This window comes from Salinispirillum sp. LH 10-3-1 (assembly GCF_030643825.1).
In the GTDB taxonomy this organism is placed as follows: Bacteria; Pseudomonadota; Gammaproteobacteria; order Pseudomonadales; family Natronospirillaceae; genus Salinispirillum.
The window spans coordinates 171004-187868 of sequence record NZ_CP101717.1 but is presented as its reverse complement, the minus strand read 5'-3'; the positions used below and the strand labels follow the sequence as shown (position 1 = coordinate 187868).

At 54.1% G+C, this 16865-nt stretch carries 12 protein-coding genes and 1 tRNA gene; 10 read left to right on the top strand and 3 right to left on the bottom strand.

What is annotated here, in order from left to right; all coding sequences use genetic code 11:
* Positions 1-22: 22 nt before the first annotated feature.
* The 4 genes from NFC81_RS00870 (at position 23) to NFC81_RS00855 (ending at position 6119) form a co-directional block, all read left to right on the top strand.
* Entirely contained in the window at positions 23-2383 is a 2361-nt protein-coding gene (locus tag NFC81_RS00870) for an ATP-binding protein (RefSeq protein ID WP_304995647.1), read from the top strand.
* Positions 2384-2483: 100 nt separating this feature from the next.
* The gene (gene acs, locus NFC81_RS00865; RefSeq protein WP_304995646.1) at positions 2484-4427 is read left to right on the top strand and encodes an acetate--CoA ligase; all 1944 of its coding nucleotides are present in this window, start codon (positions 2484-2486) and stop codon (positions 4425-4427) included.
* A 442-nt stretch (positions 4428-4869) separates the two neighbouring features.
* A tRNA-Leu gene (locus tag NFC81_RS00860) sits at positions 4870-4956 on the top strand.
* Between the two features lie 203 nt (positions 4957-5159).
* Positions 5160-6119 carry a DUF3369 domain-containing protein gene (locus tag NFC81_RS00855; protein WP_304995645.1) on the top strand — a complete coding sequence of 320 codons (960 nt, stop codon included), beginning with the start codon at positions 5160-5162 and terminating at the stop codon, positions 6117-6119.
* Positions 6120-6141: 22 nt separating this feature from the next.
* On the opposite strand, the gene smrA is transcribed toward NFC81_RS00855, so the two are convergent.
* Positions 6142-6726 (bottom strand): DNA endonuclease SmrA, encoded by a 585-nt coding sequence (gene smrA / locus NFC81_RS00850; protein WP_304995644.1) that lies wholly within the window; start codon positions 6724-6726, stop codon positions 6142-6144.
* Positions 6727-6877: 151 nt separating this feature from the next.
* On the opposite strand from smrA, the gene NFC81_RS00845 reads away from it, so the two are divergent.
* From NFC81_RS00845 to NFC81_RS00835, 3 genes are read left to right on the top strand one after another with little or no spacing between them, the layout of a single operon-like run.
* Entirely contained in the window at positions 6878-7579 is a 702-nt protein-coding gene (locus tag NFC81_RS00845) for a response regulator transcription factor (protein ID WP_304995643.1), read from the top strand.
* A gap of 14 nt (positions 7580-7593) precedes the next feature.
* Complete coding sequence (locus tag NFC81_RS00840; RefSeq protein WP_304995642.1) at positions 7594-9030, top strand: ATP-binding protein; 1437 nt, start codon at positions 7594-7596, stop codon at positions 9028-9030.
* A gap of 30 nt (positions 9031-9060) precedes the next feature.
* On the top strand, positions 9061-10836 hold the full coding sequence (locus NFC81_RS00835) for an ABC transporter transmembrane domain-containing protein (protein ID WP_304995641.1): 1776 nt from the start codon (positions 9061-9063) through the stop codon (positions 10834-10836).
* Between the two features lie 62 nt (positions 10837-10898).
* On the opposite strand, the gene NFC81_RS00830 is transcribed toward NFC81_RS00835, so the two are convergent.
* Entirely contained in the window at positions 10899-11963 is a 1065-nt protein-coding gene (locus tag NFC81_RS00830; RefSeq protein ID WP_304995640.1) for a hypothetical protein, read from the bottom strand.
* Between the two features lie 418 nt (positions 11964-12381).
* On the opposite strand from NFC81_RS00830, the gene NFC81_RS00825 reads away from it, so the two are divergent.
* The gene (locus tag NFC81_RS00825; RefSeq protein WP_304995639.1) at positions 12382-13680 is read left to right on the top strand and encodes a hypothetical protein; all 1299 of its coding nucleotides are present in this window, start codon (positions 12382-12384) and stop codon (positions 13678-13680) included.
* A 61-nt stretch (positions 13681-13741) separates the two neighbouring features.
* Here the strand turns inward: NFC81_RS00825 and pfkA are convergent, their stop codons facing one another.
* Positions 13742-14704, bottom strand: a complete 963-nt coding sequence (pfkA, locus tag NFC81_RS00820; protein ID WP_304995638.1) for a 6-phosphofructokinase — start codon at positions 14702-14704, stop codon at positions 13742-13744.
* 269 nt (positions 14705-14973) lie between these two features.
* On the opposite strand from pfkA, the gene zigA reads away from it, so the two are divergent.
* Together zigA and NFC81_RS00810 are read left to right on the top strand one after the other, a co-directional pair.
* Positions 14974-16206 (top strand): zinc metallochaperone GTPase ZigA, encoded by a 1233-nt coding sequence (gene zigA, locus NFC81_RS00815; protein WP_304995637.1) that lies wholly within the window; start codon positions 14974-14976, stop codon positions 16204-16206.
* Positions 16207-16208: 2 nt separating this feature from the next.
* The gene (locus NFC81_RS00810) at positions 16209-16844 is read left to right on the top strand and encodes a DUF1826 domain-containing protein (RefSeq protein WP_304995636.1); all 636 of its coding nucleotides are present in this window, start codon (positions 16209-16211) and stop codon (positions 16842-16844) included.
* The last annotated feature ends 21 nt before the right edge of the window (positions 16845-16865 follow it).

The window sequence follows — 16865 nt, the reverse complement described above, 5'->3', positions numbered from 1 at the left end:
CTATTTTTGGGAACATCCCTCGATGACAAAGAAGATCGCCAGCAACCAATTGTGTGCCCGGGTGGACCTCAGCTACCTCGATTTTGAAACCACTGCTGATTTAGAGGGTGCATCGGGTTTTCTGGGCCAACCACGGGCCAAAGAAGCCCTGGAATTCGGCATTAATATGCAAGCCAGTGGCTACAATTTGTACGTCATGGGTGAAACCGGCACGGGTCGCCAATCACTGGTGTCGAGCTATGTACGGGAAGTTGCCGCGCACCGCACCCCACCCAACGACCTCTGCTATATCAACAATTTTGAACGGGCACGTGACCCACTGGTGCTACAACTGCCAGCGGGCAAAGGCAAAGTCTTCAAAGAAGATATGGAAGCCTTTGTGGATGAACTGCTGAGTACCTTTCCTGACGCTTTTGAAAACCCCAGCTACCAACGTCGGCGCGCCGGCATAGATCGGGAGTTTAACCAAAAATACGACCAAGCCATTATGCTGGTTGATAAGCAGGCCTCGCAGCTGGAAGTCGCCTTATTGTCTGATCAGGGCAGCATCATTCTCGCCCCTATCGTCGAAGGCAAGGTACTGGACGAAACCGAGTTTGCCCAGCTACCCGAAGCCGTACGGGCGGAGTTTCAGCGTCGCATCCAGGATCTGGAAGAGATCCTCAATGAATCTCTGCTGGAGTTGCCACAGTGGCGTCGCGAGACCAGTGAAAAACAACGCAACTTGGATGATGAAACCATCAATCAGGCCGTCAAGCCCTTGTTGCGTGAATTGGAATACAAGTACGACGGCGATCTGTCGGTATTGCGTTACCTGCGCCAGCTCAAAAAACAGCTACCCAAGCTGATTGGCGACATTTTCCTCGACGAACACCCGCTCGAGCGCGTCACCGATACCGACCGCAAACAGATGCTGCACACCCAGTTACTGCCGAACCTGTTGGTGCAAAATGACCCCAGCAATGGCGTACCGGTGGAATATGAATTACTGCCTACCTACCAAAATCTGTTTGGCCGCATCGAATACGCCACCCAGCAAGGCATGTCGATCACCAATTTTCAGCTGATTCAGCCGGGAAGCCTGCACAAGGCTAACGGCGGTTATCTGATTCTGGACGCTGAAAAGCTGTTGATGGAGCCCTTTGCGTGGGACGCCCTGAAACTGGCGTTGAAAACGCGCCAGATCAAGATGGAATCTCCCTTCATCGACCCCAGTCTGATGCACGCCGTCACGCTGAGTCCAGAAGTGGTGCCTATGCAGGTGAAAATCATTCTGATTGGCTCGCGTGATATCTACTATCAACTGCTCGCTCTCGATCCCGAGTTCAACGAATTGTTCCGCATTCTGGTCGATTTTGACAGCTACATCCCGCGTGACAATCAATCGGTTGAGCAACTGATTCTGCGCATTAAGCACTACACAGAAGAGAAGCAGTATCAACCGCTGCACCGCGACGCTGTGTCCCGGCTGATTGAATTCTCACTGCGTCAAGGCGAGCACCAGCAGCGCATTTCCGCGCAGATCATTCACTTGTTCAAGATGGTTGCAGAAGCCGATTATCTGCGCGATGCCGCAGGTGACAGCATCATCGAGCGTCGTCATGTCGACCAGGCGCTGCAAGCCGCCGAATACCGCAGTGGTCGTATCAGTGACCAAATGATTCTGGAAATCGAAGAAGGTACCATAAAGATTGCCACCTCGGGTGAGCGCATTGGTTGCGTCAACGGCCTGACCGTGATGGAAATCGGCGAGTCAGTCTTTGGCTCACCGGCGCGCATCACCGCCACCGCATCGCTCGGCTCGCAAGGCATTATGGACATCGAGCGTGAGGCCGAACTAGGGCAGGCCGTGCACTCCAAGGGTGTGATGATCCTGAACGGCTATCTCGCCCAGCAGTATGGCCGCGCATTTCCACTCACCCTCAACGCCCATATCGCCATGGAGCAATCGTACGGCCATGTGGATGGTGACTCGGCCACCTGCGCCGAATTGGTGGCACTCGTTTCAGCGGTATCGCGCCTACCTGTCAAGCAGTCGGTTGCAGTCACCGGCTCAATGAACCAACATGGTGAAGTGCAGGCAGTCGGCGGCATCAACGAAAAGATTGAAGGCTTCTTTAAGGTCTGCCAGTGCCGCGGCCTCACGGGTGATCAAGGTGTCATCATCCCGGCCGACAATGTACGCCACTTGATGCTCAGTGCGGAGGTTGTACAAGCCGTTGACGAGGGCCAGTTCAGCATCTTCGCCGCAGAAGATATCGACGATGTGCTAGGGCACTTATTAGGTCTAGAGCCCGCGCAAATACACGATCAGACCAAAGTAGCATTGCGCGAAATGCACGATGCGATGAATGATGAGGAGGAACAAGGGGACAAAAAGTAAGGCTATTTAAATACCAATTTAATACCTTTATACTACCCCTAATATCCTTACACGCAGCCCGCTGATTTGGCGGGCCAACAACAAGAACAGGGGGAGAGACATGGATAATCCGACTTATCCGGTACCGGCTGCCGTGGCAGCACGTGCACGGGTTAATGCAGAGACCTATCAAACACTCTACCAGCAGTCGGTAAACGACAATGCCGCTTTCTGGGGCGAACAGGGCAAACGCCTAACCTGGTACACGCCCTACACCCAGGTGAAAGACGTTAGCTTCGCCAAGGAAGACCTGCATATCCGCTGGTATCACGATGGCCAACTGAACGTTGCCTACAACTGTATTGACCGTCACCTCCCGCAACGCGCCCAGCAAACCGCCATTATCTGGGAAGGCGACAATCCGAACGAAGATCTGCATATTACCTATCAAGAACTGCACGACCATGTTGCCCGGTTGGCGAATGCCCTGCGTGACTTGGGCGTGGAAAAAGGTGATCGTGTCACTCTGTATATGCCGATGATCCCAGAAGCAGCCTACGCCATGCTGGCCTGTGCTCGGGTCGGTGCCGTGCATTCCATTGTCTTTGGTGGCTTCTCTCCCGACGCCCTTGCCAGTCGCATCGTCAATTGCGACTCAAAAATCGTTATCACCGCCGATGAAGGTCTACGTGGTAGCAAGCCGGTTCCATTAAAAGCTAATGTCGACGCCGCCCTTAAAACCCCCGGCACGGAAATCGTTGAGCATGTATTGGTGGTTAAGCGCACCGGCGGCAACGTCGCTTGGCACGGTGAACGTGACCTCTGGTACCACGAGGTGACCGCGAAACAACCAACCGCCTGCGAACCCGCCGTAATGAACGCGGAAGACCCGTTGTTCATCCTGTACACCTCTGGCTCAACCGGCGCGCCTAAAGGTGTCTTGCACACCACCGGCGGGTACTTGGTCTACGCCTCACTGACCCACGAAACCGTTTTCGATTACCACGAAGGTGACATCTACTGGTGTGCCGCTGATGTCGGCTGGGTGACCGGGCACAGCTACATCGTATACGGGCCGCTCGCCAATGGTGCAACCACCTTAATGTTTGAAGGAGTACCGAACTATCCAACCGCTGGTCGTATGGGAGAGGTCGTCGACAAGCACAAGGTGAACATCCTCTATACCGCGCCCACCGCGATTCGTGCCCTGATGGGCAAGGGCGAGGAAGCCATTGGTTCATCGAGCCGCGAAAGCCTCCGTACGCTGGGCAGTGTGGGTGAACCCATCAACCCCGAAGCTTGGGATTGGTACTATCACAAGTTCGGGAAAGGACGCTGCCAGATAGTCGATACTTGGTGGCAAACCGAAACCGGTGGACACATGATCACTCCGCTGCCGGGCGCCACCAGCATGAAACCCGGCAGTGCAACAAAGCCATTTTTTGGCATTCAACCAGCCTTGGTTGATGCCGAGGGTAAAGAGCTGGAAGGCGCTGTATCGGGTAACCTAGTGATTAAAGATTCTTGGCCTGGCCAGATGCGCACAGTCTATGGTGACCACCAACGTTTCTTCGAAACCTATTTCAGTGCCTATCCCGGTTACTATTTTACCGGCGACGGTGCCCGGCGTGATGAAGACGGTGACTACTGGATTACCGGACGGGTCGACGACGTGCTGAACGTCTCAGGCCATCGCTTGGGTACAGCAGAGATAGAAAGCGCGCTGGTCGCCCACGCTGCCGTAGCCGAAGCAGCCGTGGTGGGTTACCCGCATGATCTAAAAGGCCAAGGCATCTACGTGTACTTAACACCCATGACGGGCATTGAACCAACCGACGAACTGACCAAGGAGATCGTCAGCTGGGTACGCAAAGAAATTGGGCCAATCGCCTCGCCCGATCTGATTCAATGGACGCCGGGGCTGCCCAAGACGCGCTCTGGAAAGATCATGCGGCGCATTCTGCGCAAGATTGCTTCCAACGAATACGATCAACTTGGCGATACCTCCACTCTGGCAGACCCGGGCGTGGTGGATGAACTGATCGACCATCGAATGAACCGGTAGGTCGGTTTGTTTCGGCCAGAGAGTTAGCGTCCTGCATTCGTAGGTTAACCCTCTGGCCGAATTGTTCTAATTGAGCAAAAAATGGCTAATCTGCTTAAGTCCTTATGATGTCGGCCTTAGCGCCTGTTCTACAATACTTTCCCACAGAGTTATCCACAGAAACTGTGGATTAGCCTGAAACCTGACCAGACCGCCAGAAGGCGCATAATGACTGAGATAGAGAAGATTGACGAAGTTGTCAATAGGCGAAACCGGACAAATTTGTAGAAAGTTGTTCACATGTCGATTAGGAGTTGCTAACACTCTAGCCGCGACCACACCAGCAGAAACCCAACACGACCATAAATCTTTGTTTTGTATGCAGAAAAGCAGTTGACAGCTAAAATTCATCCGGCTAAAGTACGCGCACGTTTGAGGGCCTGCCTTCAAGCTAATCTGAAGTGCCTAGGTGGTGGAATTGGTAGACACGCTAGCTTCAGGTGCTAGTGGCCTTACGGTCGTGGAGGTTCAAGTCCTCTCCTAGGCACCATTATTCTCTTCTGCTCTATCCCATTGCTGTGAATTCTCGTGTAATCTTGCGAACAAGCTTCATTGCTATGCCAATCCGTTACGATAATTTTCCAAATCGTCGTGCTTTCCATCCGGTTTATTTCTCCTCCACACTCGAAATACCCACAATCTAAGCTAATCTTTGGTTAAGGACTTTTGATAACTGCCAACGGTAGCCTACCCATGAGCGATAATGATCTGTTGATGTTCAATGACGAACAGCTTGAATCCGCCACAGAGCTAGAAACACCCTGGAATATACTGATCGTCGACGATGAAGAAGACATCCATCAAGTTACTCGCTTGGTGTTGAGTCGCTTCCGTATCGAGGGCCGCCCACTGAACATTCTCAGTGCACGTACCGTGCCCGAGGCCCACAAGATATTATTAGAAGAGCCCAATCTGGCCGTAGCGATTCTCGATGTGGTCATGGAAGAAGAAGACAGTGGCCTGCAACTGGCCCGCTACATTCGCGAAGAAAAGGGCAATCATTTTACGCGGATTGTACTGCGCACCGGACAGCCAGGCCAAGCGCCTGAGGCAGACGTTGTCGAACGTTACGACATCAATGACTACAAAGAAAAAACCGAACTGACCACGCAAAAGTTGCGCACCATGTGCATTTCACTGATTCGGTCCTACCGGGATCTCTGCCAGATCGACGAACACAGACGTGGTCTGCAACGCCTGATCAGCACCACCAGTGAGATATTTGAAGCAACGCAACTCGCTACCTTCGCGAGCATCATCCTCGAACAAGTCATGATCTTACTGCGTCTGAACAAGGACGCCATATTCTGCCAGCTCATTCAACGTACGCCGATGGATGGCGCCGTTGACAACGGCGAGCCGGACTTTCATGTGCTGGCCGCCAGCGGTGAGCATCAGCATTTGGTCAACCAGCAGTTGTCCGGCGTGCTTAATCCGGAAATTCTCAAAGCCATGCAGGATGCGCTGACCGCTAAGCAAACGATCTTCACGGAGCATTCTGTAACCGGCTACTACCGCTCTATTTCCGGCAACGAGAACATTCTCTATGTCGCCACTGGACGTACCCTATCGACCTTGGATAAGGAATTGCTCGATCTCTACTCACGCCATGTTGCTTTGGCTTATGAACACTTAGCAAAAACAGAGGGGTGACGACCACAGAATAAAGACACCCTCAGTCGCCTCGACGATAGCGCTCGCGGTTTTCTTGCTTGCGCGCCTCGCTTTTCTTGATCAGCACGTAAAGCGCTCCGGCACCGCCTTGATTTGGCTGCGCCGAATGGAACGCTAGCACCTCGGGAATAGACCGCAACCAGTGATTCACATGTGATTTCACAACAGCCTTTTGATCGCCACGCTCGCCCTTTCCGTGCAGGATGAGTGCGGCCCGTACGTCAAAACGCCGACAGTCCTGAATAAACTTAAATACCGCAACACGCGCCTGCTCAACGGTATAGCGATGCAAATCGAGCCGCGCGTCCATGGTGTAGCCGCCCTGTTTAAGGCGCCGAAAAACACCGTGCGCAATGCCATCGACGCGATACGTCAATACGTCGGTAGGAGCCACCCAGTCAATGTGCGTGGTGCCAAGCGGGTTGTCATCCTGTGCGGCTTCGGTCAATGCGGCCTGACGACGGACACTGGCCTGCTCGGCATTTAACTGCCGCGTATTTTTCAGTTGCACCTTTGGTTCACGCTGCAAAGGACGCACCCCTGCCATCTCTGCCCAAAACAACGCTTCTTCATCTTTCTCTGACATGTGTATACTTAACCTCTGAGCACATTGTAATGGCCTGCTCGGAAATCACCACTACGCCTCGCCTGTAGGTATCGCACTTTCGGCCTTTACATCGGTAAAACGTATGTAAACTGCGTTGCCGCCACTCACCGCATGATCAAGACTCGCGCTCATGAAAACAGACAAACTTTTGCTTATAGACGATGATACGGAGTTAGGGGAACTGTTGGTTGAGTTCCTGGCGAGCGAAGGGTTCTCCCTTGAGCTAGCACACTCTGGTGAAGAAGGCCTGCAAAAACTGGCCGAGAACCGTTACGACCTGATACTCCTCGACGTCATGATGCCGGGAATGTCTGGACTGGATGTATTGAAAACCATGCGCACCCATAACACGGTGCCGGTACTCATGCTGACGGCCAAGGGTGACGAACTCGACAAGGTGTTGGGCCTCGAACTGGGTGCTGACGACTATCTTCCGAAACCTTACAGCCACCGCGAATTACTGGCCCGCATTCGGGCCTTGCTACGCCGTGTCGAAATGGACCACTCTAAGCCGGGCCCAGCAGTGCAACCCGTACTGTCGCTGGGCCGAGTGACCCTTGATACTCGTGTGTACAAGGCCATGATCGACAAGCGCGACCTAGAGCTGACGCAAACCGAGTTTAAGGTTTTGCAAACGCTAATGGAGCGCGCGGGTCAGGTAGTGACCAAGAACGAGTTGTATCAGACGGTGCTCGGGCGTCCGTTGGAGCCGTATGACCGCTCTATCGATATGCACGTCAGCAATGTACGCAAGAAGATGCTGCTGCTCGCCGATGACTGCAGGCCAATCAAAACCCTACGTGGTGTTGGCTACCAGTTCATCGCTGACTGAGGGCTCGTGCCGTAATGCACTCTCCTTTGCAGTGGCTCAAATCGCTGAATCCGCTCGCGTCTTTGACCGGGCGGATTTTTCTATGGTTCTGGCTCACCCTCATCGTTATTTCTGCAGTTTCTTTTTTGGTGCTACAGCAGTGGGCACGACCCTACGAACTGAGCCCACTGACGCGCGATGAAGAGCAATTATTGTTGCGCCAGCGCAGCGAGATCGAAAGCTACCTCAGTCGCGGTATGACTCCGCTGCAAGCGGTGCGCTATACCGGCGTGCAATACGGCTTGGATCTCTACCTCGTGGACCCGAACTTTCGCCTTATTGGCCAGCCACGCCCGGACCAAATAGAGCTTTATTTGGTGGGCTCTATTGTGGAAGCCAACGAGCCCATCGCCGGTATTTGGGAAGGCGTGAAGTGGATCGGCTCTGTCCCGCTCACCTATCGTGGTGAGACGTACCGCCTACTGATCAAAGCGCCCGTCGAGCGTGCGCCCAACACCATGATGAGCCTGATCAACGAACGCATTACATGGACGCTATTGGCATTATTGGTCAGCGGCATGCTCAGCCTCTTGCTCGCCAGCTCCTTCTCGCGCCCACTGAAGCTGCTGCGCACCACCAGCCGATTGCTGGCCGGCGGCCACCTGGAAGCGCGCGTGCCAAACCAGGTATCACGGCGCGCCGATGACATCGGGCAACTGGGCCAAGACTTCGATCACATGGCGGATCGCATTCAAAAGCTGATTGAAGCCCAACAAAAACTCTTGTCTAACATCAGTCATGAGTTACGTTCACCGCTAACACGGCTACAAATTGCCTTGGGTATCGCACGCCAGAAAAGCGGCAATGAAGAATTGGCGCCGCAATTGGATCGCATAGAGCGTGAGGGACAACGCCTTGAAGACCTGATCGCGCAATTACTCCAGCTGTCACGCTTGGAAAACCGCCTACAGCACATGGATCCACAGAAACTCGATCTGGCTCGGATACTGCGCAGCATCGTGGACGACGCCAGCTTTGAAGCCAAAGCTCGGGATCGATCAGTGCGCTTGCAGATCAACCATCAGTCAAAAATCACTGGCGACCACCTTCTTTTAAGTTCGGCCATTGAAAATGTCATTCGCAACGCCATTAACTATACCGAAGAGCATTCCGAAGTACTGATCAGTACCCAAGAAGATCGTGGCGTCATACGCCTGTCAGTGCTCGATCACGGTCCTGGCGTGCCCGACAACGATCTACAGCATTTGTTCGACCCGTTTTTCCGCGCCAGCAACACCAAGAAAGGTGGATCAGGCCTTGGGCTGTCCATTACGCGCCAAGCCGTTGAAGCGCACAATGGCATGGTCCGGGCAGAGAACTGGCCCGACGGTGGCCTACAGATCACGCTGCATCTCCCTATTGATGCCACGCCAACTGAACGGCCTCGCGACGCAATCCAACAAAACATCTAATCCGCGCGCTTACGTTACAGGAAGCTGCTTATGTCTGACCTCGCCGCTGCCCGCCCCGGCTTGCGCACCCTTGCTGCGCTTTGGCCCTTCATTACACCTTACAAGCACGTTGCAAGCGCCGCGATTATAGCCTTGCTGCTGACGTCAGGCTTGACGCTGAGTCTCGGCCAAGGCGTACTTCTGTTAATTGATGATGGCTTTATCAGCGGCTCACTCACCCAACTGAATCAAACGCTGCTCTTGATGCTTGGCATCATTGTGGTCATGGCGATCGCCACCTTTGCCCGCTTCTATTGGGTCAGTTGGCTCGGTGAGCGGGTCACGGCGGACATCCGCCAAGCGGTGTTTGATCGGATCCTGACACTGCATCCCAGCTACTTTGAGGAAAATCGCTCCGGCGAGATCATGTCACGTCTGACCACGGACACGACGTTGCTGCAATCCATCATCGGCTCCAGCCTCAGTTTTGCCCTACGCAGCTTAGTCATGTTGATTGGCGGCCTGGTTATGCTGCTGATCACCAACTTTAAGCTCTCTTTGGTGGTATTCGGCGCAGTTCCGCTGGTGCTGCTACCCATCTTGATACTGGGTCGCCGTGTGCGCAAACTGAGTCGAGCCAGCCAGGATACCGTCGCCGACGTCGGTACTTACGCTGGCGAAATCATTCAACAAATCAAGACAGTTCAAAGTTACGGTCGACAACCCTTCGAGCAGCAAGCTTTTAGCCGTGAAGTAGAACGTGCTTTCAGCGTAGCCCGTAAACGCATTCTGCAACGCGCCCTCTTGTTGGCAACGGTGATACTGCTGGCATTCACGGCTATTGGCGTCATGGTGTGGATGGGCGGCTACGATGTGATCACAGGGCAATTGTCCGGCGGTGAGCTGGCCGCTTTTGTGTTTTACGCCATCATCGTCGCCAGTGGCGTAGCGACTGTATCCGAAGTGATGGGCGAGCTGCAACGCGCTGCCGGCGCCACGGAGCGACTGACTGAACTCATGAACGCCGACAGCCTGATCAAAGACCCTAGCACACCGGCAGCACCGGAATCGGATGCTACAGATTACGTCGCCTTCAATGAGGTTTCGTTCTGCTACCCCAGCCGTCCCGACAGCCCTGCCTTATCGGGACTCAACCTTCGGGTACGGCGCGGCGAGACCATTGCGCTCGTTGGCCCCAGTGGTGCCGGTAAATCGACGCTGTTCGAACTGGTATTGCGTTTTTATGACCCCCAGAGTGGACATATCAAGTTGTTGAACACCGATATTCGCTCACTCAACCTCTCCGAGCTGCGCACCCGCATCGCTTGGGTGCCGCAACAGCCTACGCTGTTTTCCAACGACGTCTGGTACAACATTCGCTATGGGCGTCCGGAGGCAAGCGATGAAGACGTCATCGCGGCCGCAAAGGCGGCCTTTGCTGATGAATTTATTACCCGTTTGCCAGAAGGCTACAGCAGTTTTCTGGGCGAAAACGGCGTGCGCCTCAGCGGCGGCCAAAAGCAACGCATCGTCATCGCCCGCGCCATCTTGAACAACCCCGACCTGTTGCTGCTGGATGAAGCCACCTCAGCACTTGATGCGGAAAGCGAGTTCCAAGTCCAGCTGGCCTTAGACAATCTGACTCGTGAGCGCACAACACTGGTGATCGCTCATCGCCTTGCCACGGTGCGTAACTCCGACCGGATAGTGGTTTTGAATGAGGGGAAAATAGTCGCGGAGGGCACGCACGACGCCTTACTCAGCAGCAGCCCGCTGTATCAGCGTCTGGCCGCTTTGCAGTTCAATGAAGGCGAACAGCCAGCCTAAACGAAACAGGGTGCGAGAACCTGTGTTCTCGCACCCTGCAAAAAGACCACCCGTTTAGGCGTTTATAGCCCGTAATTCAAGCCTCGTAAGGCCAAAGCATCCTGCTCTTTAACTTGGGCTGGGGTGTCGAGAAACTGATGCCAATACAGCAGTGATGACCAGCACGCGCTCTCCAATACTGTGGTGTCTTCTAACCACCGGTTAAGGTGCAGCTCAGTGATCTGTCGGGCATCGACCGACCACGCCTGACTCATGGCACGGCAAGCGTCTTCGAATTGCTGACTGGCACGGCGCTCAGTCGCTTCTGCTAACCAGGCCTGAGACATCACGGGCAACCGACCATCACGCGCTGCTTTGATGAGATGATCCGTGCGCAAAGGCTCGGGCACACAGCTCCAATGCATCTGCAAAATACCACTGAGGTCCAGCGCATAGGCGGACACGGGGCGGCGGCAATCAAAATCACCACGACGCATGGCCTGCACCGCATAAACGGCCTTAACCACCAACTGCAATGCATTTTCACTGGGGTCTACGCAGCGCCACAGGCGGCATCGCTCACGCACCAGCAGGCTGGATAACTGCTCGGGCACGTCTACCAAGCGATCGGCGAACTCTGACAGCGCAATAATGGCCGGATAGGCTGCCACACCACGCTCCAGCAAAATCATCAAAGGATGCGGTCCACGCAAGGCAGAAAACACATCCCAAGTCGGCAAACCGGGCACCTGCTCTTGCACATTGCGCCAGTAACGCGACATCCAAGAAAAAGAAGAGGGGTCGAAATCTGAGGTGGCCAGGGCCTCTTGCGCCCAAAGGGTAATGAGTACACATTCCCAGTGTGGCGACCATGGCGACCAGCCGGTCTGCTCACACCATTCGCCGAACTGAATGACACGACCGATGGCCGACAGTTGCGCGCAGAGGTACTTACTGTCTGAACGCTCACACAACGGCAGCAAATCCGGACGCATCGCACGTCTAGCTGGCGCCGCCACTGCATCTGCAGGCAAGAAATGATAGCCCGTAGGCAGTTCGGGCTTATTGGCGGCCATATTGAGCCAGCCCGCCAAGGTTGATTCAGATTGTAGGGCAAACTGGCTTTGATAGCGGTTAAAAGCAGCCATGGACACTCTCCGCATTGTCATTATTATCATCGTCACCGATTGACGATATATTGACGTATATCGGCCCAATCGGTCAATGGATCACATTCTTCTCAAGTAAAGAAACAAACAGACAACGTTCATACTCGAAAGCTTTTACAAAAAAACGCACTCCTTACTCAACCTATACTAATGAGCGAATTTTTCAGATGCATCAAAAAAAGCCGTATTTACATGCATTCACGTACTTTTTGTGACCTTACGCCGCTTTTGTAGCAGAAACTGTATGTTTATTAGTCAGCCCTAGCGCATCCGGCTGGCAATTTCTACTCTAAAGGCAAAGCAGCATAAGGCACCTAAAGCCTCGTCGTGCTAAATTGTGCCTGTATGTGCTGTGCTAAACGGCCGTAATCAACCGAATTCAGAGACCGTAACCTTCGTGAAATTCCGTCTCCTCTTTGCCGTGTCGTCGTTAACGGCTGTCGCGCTGATCATAGCCATCTGGCTCACGGTAACGACTCCGCCCTCGCCCGAGGCGACCATTGCACCACCACCCCGTACGGAGGGTATTACCACACCGAGCACACCGGCCACCCCTATACCATCCACTGCGCGTGAGCCTCTCATTCAGCAACACGAGCCCTTCGATGCGGCGCCCGACGTTCAAGAGGCGCCTGCCACCGCCGCGCTTGGAGACTGGTTGGACCCCTATTTCGATATTTCTGATCCCCTCGACCGTGACGCCATCACTGCCCTGCTACAAGTCACAGAGACCATGGATTTCTCTGTTTTCTGGCAACAACTCGCACCTCTGGCCAATGACGGCAACGAGTTTGCGCGTTACCTCGCCCTCGCCTTTCGCGACTGGCTGCCCTTGGACGCCACCCTATTGGAGTTTGGTTTCGTTGAAGAGCCTTATCTGAATCAAACGCGCCGCAGTCATCGTAGCGGCAATTGGCTGCACTGGTTGTTTGCCAATTGGCAAACCAGCTGGCAACCGGACCCTGATCAGGTGCGGCGCGCGTATGAACGTGCTCTTGCGGGCGATCCGGCGGCCCAAACCCTCATCATCAGTCAAACGCGTTGGTTCAGAAACAACCCGGACATTTCAAGCAATCTCGATGAAATACTCACCGGCCTGAGTGGCAACCCCTATTTGCAGTTGCTGGGTATCTTACAATTGCATGGCCAGATGCGTGGCGATGACCAAACCACACAGGCCCAATTAGCTAGCTTAAGGCGGTCGCGCCACCCCTTAGCGCAATGGATCAGCAGCCTACCTGATGGCACAGCCAGCCCCCAGCAACGCCGTGCTCAGCTACTGGCGCTGGCACAAGATGGCTATCTGACGGCAATACAGGAGGTGCGCGCGCTGGCGATTCATGGCGAAGGTCGCTGGACACGCCAAGAAGTAACGCCAATCAGTGTCACCGATGCACTGACGGTGTACCAGCAATTGATGAGCACACAGCCCGACAACCCCGTCGTCTCAGTCGCTTTGTGTGAACTTTATTTGGCGCAGGGGGACTATCAGGCGTCCTGGCAGTACATGCGTAAACTGGCGTACGAGGACGCTTTTGCTGAAGAAGTGGAAGACATAAGCTGTTGGCCCGGTAACGACCAGGCGTACGGTGATCTTCTGATACAACGTGGCGTCATAACGCAAGCGCAATGGAATGAACATGTGACGGTTATTGAGGGACGGCGCGACAGGATAAGGCAGGGGCAACGCCAATAAGAAACACCTAAAAACCTCTTCTCTCAATCTGAGGTTTTTAGATGGTTCCGTTAGATGAGCATTACACCAACTTTTTGAAGGTATTAAACAACTCTTGATTGAACGGACGCGTCATATTGGTGATGGCGTCTATGATGTCGTGGTGTACCAGTTTATTGTTCTGGATACCCACACAGCGACCACCGTGGCCCTGCATCAACAGCTCAACGGCAAACACCCCCATTTGACTGGCCAGCACGCGGTCGAACCCGCGTGGGCCGCCACCGCGCTGTATGTGACCCAAAATGGTCGCCCTCGCTTCTTGTCCGGTGCGCTCTTCAATGCGGCGCGCCAAGTCTTCGGTATCGGTGATGTTTTCTGTAATGCACACGATGGCGTGACTTTTCCGGCGTTGATCCGGGTTGCCCAAGGTCTTAATCAGCGACTCTTCATCAAACGGCTTTTCCGGAATGATAACGTATTCCGCACCACCGGCCACCGCCGCAGACAAGGTCAGGTCCCCGCAATGACGGCCCATGATTTCGACGATTGAGATGCGGTTGTGGGACGACGACGTATCACGCAGACGGTCAATGGCTTCCAGCACCGTATTCAGCGCCGTCAGGTAGCCAACCGTGTAGTCGGTGCCTGGAATGTCGTTGTCGATGGTGCCCGGCAAGCCAATGCATGGAAAGCCCATTTCCGTCAGCGCCTTCGCCCCCATATAAGAGCCGTCACCACCAATGACCACCAGTGCTTCGATATCCAAGGCCTTTAAGTTCTCAATGGCCTTGAGTCGATAACTCTCTTCTTTGAATTGTGGGAAGCGGGCTGAGCCCAAGAAAGTACCGCCGCGATTCAACATGTTGGCCACGTCGTGACGCTCCAACAACTTGATGTCGCCCTCGTACAAACCTTGGTAGCCGTGCCGTACACCATACACTTCTATGCCATGATGCATCCCTGAACGCTGCACTGCCCGTATGGCAGCATTCATACCTGGCGCATCGCCACCACTGGTCAAAACCCCAATCTTTCTTATCATAATTACCTCGACGCGATATGTGTCTTTTTACCAGTCTCCAGCTCGCCACTGTGCAAGCGCACTAAGACCGCAACAAAGTCGAGCGAGAATTTTACGCATTTTTCAACGCTACGTCTTTGCCAATATTAACTCCATGGCATCAATACCCGGTGGAAACAGGGTGGAAAGTCACTCCGGCAAATGCGGTTAAATGAGAAGGATTTTGAACTGGCCATAATGTTATGTTATAACATAACACCTAGACTCGAACTCAACTTGGAAGTGCCAGCATGACGGCCAGTGCCCACACCGCAACCACAGACACAGCAGCAGCCCGCCAACTCCCGGTAACCGTATTGTCCGGCTTTTTAGGTGCCGGTAAAACCACGGTGTTAAGCCATATCCTGAACAATCGGGAAGGCCTGCGGGTTGCCGTTATCGTCAACGACATGAGCGAAATCAATATCGATGCCGCACAAGTTCAAAACGACGTCAGCCTGAACCGCGCCGAGGAAAAGTTGGTCGAAATGAGTAACGGTTGCATCTGCTGCACCCTGCGTGAAGACCTGCTAATCGAAGTCAAAGCCTTGGCCGAAGCGGGCAAATTCGACTATCTGATCATTGAGTCGACGGGCATCTCCGAACCACTGCCCATTGCTGAAACCTTCACCTTTGCCGATGAAGACGGCACGAGTCTGTCGGATCACGCACGTTTAGACACCCTTGTAACGGTGGTCGACGCCATCAACTTTTTACCCGAATTCCGGGCCGCCAAAAGCCTGCAGGAAGCCGGTGAAACTCTGGGCGAAGACGATGAACGCAATGTGGCCGATTTACTGGTCGATCAAATCGAATTTGCCGATGTTATTTTGGTGAGCAAAACCGACCTCGCCGCACCCGAATTGCTTAATGAAGTCATCGGTGTGCTGAAAAGTCTTAATCCCGATGCCGACATTCTGCCCATTGAAAAAGGTCAAGTGCCCTTGCATCGCGTGCTCAATACGGCGCGGTTTGATTTCGCCAAAGCGCAGCAAGCGCCCGGCTGGCTGAAAGAAATGCGCGGTGAGCACATTCCGGAAACGGAAGAATACGGCATCAGCAGTTTCACTTATCAGGCGCGCCGTCCTTTTCACCCTGAGCGCTTCTTTAATTTTCTGCACCAGCCTTGGGAAACCGGCAAGCTCATTCGCTCCAAAGGATATTTCTGGCTCGCCTCACGCCCGCGCTACGCCGGTAATTGGAGCCAAGCCGGCGGCATCGCCCACCACGGTTTTGCTGGCATGTTCTGGAAAGCCATTCCGGAAGAAAACTGGCCGCAGGACGACGAAGCACAAGCGTTTATTCGCGAGAAGTGGGTAGAACCCTTTGGCGATATGCGTCAAGAGCTGGTGTTTATTGGTCAAGGCTTATCACAAGCCGACGCAACGACAGCGTTAGATGCCTGCTTGCTCACCGATGAGGAAATGCAGGCCGGTGCGGACGCGTGGCGCGACTTGCCCGACCCCTTTCCTGAGTGGGAGTAAGCATGCTCGCCGACACATCCCAGCTCGCTTCCACTCGCCATCACACTGCCACCGACCAGCGTGCATGGACTGAGATTTTCAGTCCATCCGTCAACCTGGCTGTTTGGCAACGCCAGTTGAGCGAGCCACTGAAGGCAGGCGTTAAGGCCTTGCTGACTGAGCGTCCTTCAATACGCATTCAAGAAAGTGGCACGGTCACAGAGTTACATCAGCGCTTGCACCAATGCTTAGGCACTGATTCGACCTGGACACCACTGCTGGACGACATCGCCCTGAGTTTGGACATGTTCCAAGTATTATTCGACCAGGACACCATCGGCTTGCGACTTACCGGGCTGGATAAAGCTATGTGTCCGCGCTTCCACGTCGATCGTGTCTTGGTGCGCGGTATTTGCACCTACGCCGGCCCCGCAACGGAATGGTTGGCAAACGAACACATTCCAGCGCGGGAACAGCAGAGTGGCCCGTTACTGATCCCTACCGATGCAGATCAGCACATTCAGCATCTACCGTTGGGCGCCTTTGCGCTGATGAAAGGCGAGGCATGGCCCGGCAATGAAGGCCGTGGATTAGTCCATCGCTCACCACCCTGCACCAGCGATGACCCCAGGTTATTGCTGACTCTAGACCTGTGTTAATACATTTTAATTCACACTATC

Bases quoted from the DNA above. Each gene is read 5' to 3' on its own strand.
- NFC81_RS00870 (WP_304995647.1), top strand. From the start codon at position 23: ATGACAAAGAAGATCGCCAGCAACCAATTGTGTGCCCGGGTGGACCTC.
- acs (WP_304995646.1), top strand. From the start codon at position 2,484: ATGGATAATCCGACTTATCCGGTACCGGCTGCCGTGGCAGCACGTGCA.
- NFC81_RS00855 (WP_304995645.1), top strand. From the start codon at position 5,160: ATGAGCGATAATGATCTGTTGATGTTCAATGACGAACAGCTTGAATCC.
- smrA (WP_304995644.1), bottom strand. From the start codon at position 6,726: ATGTCAGAGAAAGATGAAGAAGCGTTGTTTTGGGCAGAGATGGCAGGG.
- NFC81_RS00845 (WP_304995643.1), top strand. From the start codon at position 6,878: ATGAAAACAGACAAACTTTTGCTTATAGACGATGATACGGAGTTAGGG.
- NFC81_RS00840 (WP_304995642.1), top strand. From the start codon at position 7,594: ATGCACTCTCCTTTGCAGTGGCTCAAATCGCTGAATCCGCTCGCGTCT.
- NFC81_RS00835 (WP_304995641.1), top strand. From the start codon at position 9,061: ATGTCTGACCTCGCCGCTGCCCGCCCCGGCTTGCGCACCCTTGCTGCG.
- NFC81_RS00830 (WP_304995640.1), bottom strand. From the start codon at position 11,963: ATGGCTGCTTTTAACCGCTATCAAAGCCAGTTTGCCCTACAATCTGAA.
- pfkA (WP_304995638.1), bottom strand. From the start codon at position 14,704: ATGATAAGAAAGATTGGGGTTTTGACCAGTGGTGGCGATGCGCCAGGT.
- zigA (WP_304995637.1), top strand. From the start codon at position 14,974: ATGACGGCCAGTGCCCACACCGCAACCACAGACACAGCAGCAGCCCGC.
- NFC81_RS00810 (WP_304995636.1), top strand. From the start codon at position 16,209: ATGCTCGCCGACACATCCCAGCTCGCTTCCACTCGCCATCACACTGCC.